3 protein-coding genes and 1 pseudogene are annotated in these 5,266 nt (G+C 45.4%); 1 reads left to right on the plus strand and 3 read right to left on the minus strand.

Annotated elements, in window-relative coordinates:
- The 3 genes and pseudogenes from A3761_RS10860 to polA all read right to left on the minus strand — a co-directional run.
- Nucleotides 1–724, minus strand: a pseudogene (locus A3761_RS10860) (hypothetical protein); the annotation flags it as partial.
- 249 nt (nucleotides 725–973) lie between these two features.
- Nucleotides 974–1,915, minus strand: coding sequence for an acyl-CoA dehydrogenase family protein (locus A3761_RS10865; protein ID WP_068509230.1), 942 nt, complete (start codon nucleotides 1,913–1,915; stop codon nucleotides 974–976).
- Nucleotides 1,915–4,650 carry a DNA polymerase I gene (gene polA / locus A3761_RS10870; RefSeq protein WP_068509228.1) on the minus strand — a complete coding sequence of 912 codons (2,736 nt, stop codon included), beginning with the start codon at nucleotides 4,648–4,650 and terminating at the stop codon, nucleotides 1,915–1,917. The genes A3761_RS10865 and polA overlap by 1 nt, the downstream gene beginning before the upstream one ends.
- Before the next feature lie 152 nt (nucleotides 4,651–4,802).
- Between polA and A3761_RS10875 the strand changes: the two genes are divergently transcribed.
- Complete coding sequence (locus A3761_RS10875) at nucleotides 4,803–5,102, plus strand: DUF2782 domain-containing protein (RefSeq protein WP_068509226.1); 300 nt, start codon at nucleotides 4,803–4,805, stop codon at nucleotides 5,100–5,102.
- Nucleotides 5,103–5,266 lie beyond the last annotated feature (164 nt).

The raw sequence follows: 5,266 nt of genomic DNA on the forward strand, positions 1-5,266 counted from the left end.
CAACAGCCGTTACCGCTTCTACCGCAGCACGATAAGCCGCAGCATCTTCTTGCTCTGCACCCGTATCAGTTGTTTCGTCAATTAATGGAGGCGTATCAAAAATATCAATATCCTGGGACATACCAAAGCCCATGGTCGACTTCACCTGAGCCGCGGCTATTGGAAGCGCGCTCACTAGTTCAGCCGGTGTTGCAGTGCCGTCACCTAAACCCGGGTCAGTAATTTCATCGCCATCACGGTCAGCCCAAGGGCCGGTATCGACATCGGCATTACGAATCGCCAAGTCAACCGCCATGGTTGTAAGAGGTGTGCCATAGATTTGCTCGCCATTATCAAGAAGTGCTTGGGTAATAACGGTTCGCATTTCGGAAATAACGGGTGCCTGCCCCGTTAGAATATCAGTCGTATTTTCGTCTGATGTAAACTCCAGAATATAAGGAGGCTCAATTGGTGTTGGCAGCACCAGGTCAATAATCTGTGCTTGTTCATTAGTTGAGCCCGGTTCACCTACTATTGCACCTTTAAAGTCTTCTGCTGTGGTATCAACCGTATAGACAGTAACAATTGCATTAACTAGAGGCCCTTTAATACCACCGCCTGTCAGACTAACCGCCTCCGGCTCATCACTGCCCCCAGATCCCCCTCCACTACTGCCCCCATTACAAGCGGCTAAACTTAAGCAACAAAGCGTTAGTAAGAGTTTATTCAGATCGGAAAGGCGCATGATGTTTCCTCATTTCTATGAGCTATTGACGCTACCTTCCGCCCGGAAAATAGCGTTAATTTTTATTATTCAGACCTTTTAAGATAGTAAAGATTTTTGTGTGCGCCAGCTCACAAAACGTTCAAAGTGGGTATTTTTTAGACTTAGGAGAAAATAATTTTTGAGGGCAGATTCAAGTTATTGATACAAGTTCTTTTATTTCAATAATCTACTGATAAAGGAAGCTCATGAAAGGCACATAAAATATTTTTAGCTCAGGATATCTTCCCAAGCTTTTCGAGTTCTCGTTTCAAGGGCCTTACCCGCCACTTTCAAAAGGCGGCTATCACGCTGCCAATTTTGGTATTTTTGAGGATTACTCTGTTCGAACAAAGTATTCGTTGCAGCGATTAGTTCATTCAGCTGTGAGCGACAAGCAGACAAGGCAATATGTGCCGCAGAAGAATCTAGTTGCATGGCATTCACTTCTCGCAGTGACAGTATTAGCGCGATATGTTTTTCAATTGCGCCTTGCCCCCAATCTGAAGCAATGGCTTCGGCCATACGGTTAGCGGCAATCGCGGCACACACATGCAAGTCTTCATAAGTGCGAAAGGCCTTTACATATTGAAGGTAGCCATCCCCCTGCAAGATATAACTTTCCTTGATAGCGACTCGGTCAAGAATGACTTTTCCGTGGCTGATTTCAGGCACAAAACCGAGAGACGGCATCTCCTGAATCGCAATTCCTTCAAGCTGCGTATTTAAGGCGATAACTTTAATCAGAGGGCGGCCCGACAAATCAAGGCCATCTCCTCTACGCTCATCTCGGCAAGCAACGTAAATCATGCCGGCATCTTCGGCTCCCGAAACGAAAGACTTCTCTCCTGAGAGATAGAGCTGCGCCTTTTCTGTATAAAGCCGGGCATTAATAGCACGAGGGTGATTTCCTCCTGCTTCCGTCACACACACCGAAGCCAGTAGGGCTTCCTCCAAACCAAAAAGCGCTTCGATAGCAGACTGGTATGCACCTGCAAAAGCAAAACCGACACTGGCACTCATTCTGCCTGCTAGTATCGCCCGATCAATCGAGTTGGAAAAGCTGCCTGTAGCTTGTTTGAAATGAGCAAACCATTCTGACATCGGCATCGCCTGCCAAAGCTTTGTATCGTTCTTAAGCAACGATTCAAGTATGCGTTGGGAGTCACTCATTAATGCGCCTGATCCCAATTGTCACCTACTTCAGCCTCAACAATAAGCGGAACATCAAGATCTGCGGCAGACATCATATTTTCAATCAGTAAAGCTTTGACACCTTCAACCTGGCCCTCAGCGACTTCAACCACCAATTCATCATGCACCTGCATAATCATTTTTGCGTCAAGACCAGCACCTTCAAGTGCGGCATCGACCTTTATCATCGCCTTTTTGATAATATCTGCCGCCGTACCTTGCATTGGTGCATTAATCGCCGTCCGCTCTGCTGCTTGCTGAAGCATTTTATTTCGAGCATTTATCTCAGGAAGATATAAACGACGACCAAAAACGGTTTCGACATAACCATCATCATGTGCTTGAGCCCGGATTCTATCCATGTACTCAAGTACACCTGGGTAACGTTCGAAATAACGATCAATATATTGCGCTGCTTCTTTTCGAGATACATTGATTTGCTTCGCCAAACCAAATGCCGACATACCGTAAATCAAACCAAAGTTAATGGCTTTGGCTTTGCGGCGCTGATCAGCACTCACCTCTTCAACAGAAACATCGAAGACTTCTGCAGCAGTCGCACGGTGTACGTCTTCTCCTTGAGCAAATGCCTCCAACAAGCCCTTATCTTGAGACAAGTGCGCCATAATTCTCAGTTCTATTTGCGAATAGTCGGCTGCGATAAGCTTATAACCGTCGGGTGCAACAAAAGCCTGACGAATCTTTCGACCTTCGGTGCTTCGAATCGGAATATTCTGCAAGTTCGGATCACTAGAAGATAAACGCCCTGTCGCGGTGACAGCCTGATGATAAGAAGTATGAATTCTCCCTGTTCCCGGATTAATCAACTGCGGAAGTTTATCGGTATAAGTCGACTTGAGTTTTGCCAGACTACGGTGCTCAAGAATTAACTTAGGCAGCGGGTAGTCAAGTGCTAATTCCTGTAAGACCGGCTCGGCGGTTGAAGGTTGACCCTTGGGCGTCTTCTTGATGATCGGCAACCCTAGTTTCTCAAAGAATATCGCTTGCAACTGTTTTGGTGAACTTAAGTTGAACTCTTCACCCGCCAAGTCATAAGCTTCACGCTCTAGCTCAACAATTCGTTCGGCTAATTCCTGACTCTGCTGCCCTAGAATATGAGCGTCAACCACCGCACCTGTGCGTTCTATTTTTGACAGAATCGACAACAGAGGCTTATCTATTTCATGATAAACCTTCGCCAGCCCTTCAATCTTTTCTAATTGCGGATAGATTGCATGGTGAAGCGCCAAAGTAATCTCGGCATCTTCTGCGGCATAAGGCCCGGCTTGCTCTAGAGCTATTTGGTTGAAGGTAAGCTGTTTGGCTCCCTTCCCGGCGATATCTTCAAAGTGGATGGTTTTTCTGCCCAAGTACTTCTCGGCCAGAGTATCCATGTCGTGACGACTTCCCGTGGAGTTCAGCACATAAGATTCAATCATCGTATCGTGCGCAATACCTTGAAGCTCAATACCATGATTGGCCAATACACTTTTATCGTATTTCAGGTTTTGGCCAACTTTAAGCTGCTCACTACTCTCCAGAAGTGGCTTTAGTTGATCAAGTACCCAATCTTTATCTAACTGCTCGGGCGCATCCAAGTAATCATGACAAAAAGGCACATAAGCTGCTTCCTCTGCATTACAGGCGAAGGAAACACCTACCACCTCGGCTTCCATATAGTTGAGGCTGGTGGTCTCGGTATCAAAAGCAAATAAGTCCGCCGACTTAAGTTTGTTAAACCAAAGCGCAAACGCATCTTTGTCAAGAATAGTCTGGTAGTCGCAATTATGCTCAACTACCGGCTCTTCTGCTTGTTCCGCATCATCTCCCGCACTGTTCAAGGCTCTTTCTTGGGCAGTGACCCAAGACCGGAATTCATACTCGCTAAATAGTGCTAACAATCGTCGGTGGTCAGTTTCTTTGTGGCTGATATCCTCTAGCGCTTCCGGCAAATCTATTTCAGTTTTGATCGTTGCCAACTCATAAGACATCGGTAGAAACGATAAGCTATCACGCAGGTTCTCGCCAACTTTACCTTTCACCTCATCGGCACTATCAATAACACCCTGCATGCTACCATAAGCCGTTAACCACTTTACCGCCGTCTTCGGGCCACACTTCGGCACGCCGGGAATATTATCAACCGAATCGCCAACCAAAGCTAAGTAGTCAATGATCTGATCAGGGCGAACGCCGAACTTATCTTCGACGCCTTGAATATCCATTTTGGTATCGGTCATGGTATTGATCAGCGTCACATGCTCTGTCACTAACTGAGCCATATCCTTATCGCCAGTTGAGATCACCACATCGATCTTCTTTTGCGTTGCCTGATGCGCCAAGGCACCAATCACATCATCCGCTTCGACATCAGGAATGATGAGTAAAGGCAAACCCATTGCTTCAATGATCTCGTGAATCGGCGCGATCTGAGAACGTAAATCATCAGGCATCGGTGGACGATTCGCTTTATAGTCAGGGTAAATTTCATGACGAAAGTTCTTACCTTTAGCGTCAAAAACCACAATTACTTTAGAGCCTGGATAGTCGGTTTCCAGCCTTCTAAGCATGCTGATCACACCTTTAATTGCTCCGGTTGGCTGGCCTTTAGAATTAACTAAAGGAGGTAAACCATGAAAAGCCCGGAATAAATAAGATGATCCATCCACCAAAACGGTAGGAAGTGTTTGAGATTGCTCGGTATTTGTTGTCATAAATTGCGTATCTATAATTGTTTAGATGCTGGTAAGAGCTGGGTTTTGAAATTAAAAGTCCGGTGAGTAATCACTGGCACAGTGCTATAGTAAGAAAAAACGACAATACAGAACAGATATTTTTATTCGTCAACGCTCATACAGGAGTTCATATGCGAAAGATATTACGCCCAACTTTATTAGTAACTCTACTCGCAACTCAAGCCAGCATGTTCGCTATAACATCCGCACATGCAGAGGAATCTATTCAGCCTGCTGAGCCTGAGATCGTTATTCGCAATGAGGATAACAAAACTTTTTACGAATATCGTGTGAATGGCGTTCTAAAAGAAATTAAAGTCGTTCCAAAGATTGGCCCTACTTATTATTTAGTGCCTCAGGATGGCAATGCCTGGATCCGCGAAGATCGCTCACAAGTCCTTGTGCCTAGCTGGGTATTGTTCGAGTGGTAGCACTTCCCTCTTAACGTCCTCCTTGCCAAGCCCAACAATTTATTTGCGTTAATACCTTTGCTTAGTATGAATATTCTAATTTATCAGCGTATCGTTGGTGGTGAATTAAGAATTTGTGGAAATTAAATCCACAGCGCTGAGATACTTACAGAGAAAAGGATACT

Source organism: Oleiphilus sp. HI0123 (genome assembly GCF_001635315.1).